This is a genomic window from Rhizobium sp. RU35A (genome assembly GCF_900156005.1).
Taxonomy (GTDB): domain Bacteria; phylum Pseudomonadota; class Alphaproteobacteria; order Rhizobiales; family Rhizobiaceae; genus Neorhizobium; species Neorhizobium straminoryzae.
This window is the reverse complement of record NZ_FTMR01000054.1, coordinates 1-1,133: the sequence shown is the minus strand read 5'-3', so window position 1 is coordinate 1,133 and position 1,133 is coordinate 1. Positions and strand designations below refer to the sequence as shown.

Below are 1,133 nucleotides of genomic sequence, written 5' to 3'. Positions count from 1 at the left end.
CTGGCGCCGGACGACAGTGCAAGAGCCGTCTGCGCCGTGACACCGATCGAACCGTTTGCGGCCTCGATCGCATCGGTCAGGTCGAGCCGGCCGGCCACGGACGCGATGCCGATCGTACCCGTACCACCCGTCTTCACCTGGCCGATCGTGGCATCCGTGCCAGCCGACAGTGTCACGCTGCCCGTGCCGCCATCGATCAGCGAACCAGAGGCCTGCGTCAGGCTGCCCGTCGTTGCCGTCAGGGATACGCCAGTCGCACCCGCAACCGAGCCCGTCGCGGCAACCACGACATTCCCGTCAGCCATCACCGTGACGGAACCACCCGACGAACTCAGCGCATCGGCAAGCTCGACAGAACCACCAAGAGCAGAGGCAGAGACCGCACCCGCGCTCTTCACCTGGCCAAGCGTGGCATCCGTGCCCGCCGACAAGGTCACCGTGCCCGTGCCACCATCAATCAGCGAGCCAGAGGCCTGCGTCAGGCTGCCCGTCGTTGCCGTCAGGGATACGCCAGTCGCACCCGCAACCGAGCCCGTCGCGGCAACCACGACATTCCCGTCAGCCGTCACCGTGACGGAACCACCCGACGAACTCAGCGCATCGGCAAGCTCGACAGAACCACCAAGAGCAGAGGCAGAGACCGAACCCGCGCTCTTCACCTGACCGATCGTGGCATCGGTACCCGCCGACAGCGTCACGCTGCCCGTGCCACCATCGATCAGCGAACCAGAGGCCTGCGTCAGGCTGCCCGTCGTTGCCGTCAGGGATACGCCAGTCGCACCCGCAACCGAGCCCGTCGCGGCAACCACGACATTCCCGTCAGCCGTCACCGTGACGGAACCACCCGACGAACTCAGCGCATCGGCAAGCTCCACCGAGCCACCAAGAGCAAAGGCAGAGACCGCACCCGCGCTCTTCACCTGGCCAAGCGTGGCATCCGTACCAGCCGACAAGGTCACCGTGCCCGTACCACCATCGATCAGCGAACCAGAGGCCTGCGTCAGGCTGCCCGTCGTTGCCGTCAGGGACACGCCGCCTGCACCCGTCGCCGTCACGCTTGCGCCGGACGACAGTGCAAGAACCGTCTGCGCCGTCACACCGATCGAACCGTTTGCGGCCTCGATCGCATCGGT

Annotated in this window: 1 protein-coding gene; it reads right to left on the bottom strand. The window is 66.6% G+C overall.

The features are described 5' to 3' along the window. Nucleotides 1-1,133 (bottom strand): hypothetical protein (locus F3H95_RS27350; protein WP_188134514.1); only part of this gene is annotated, 1,133 nt, incomplete at both ends.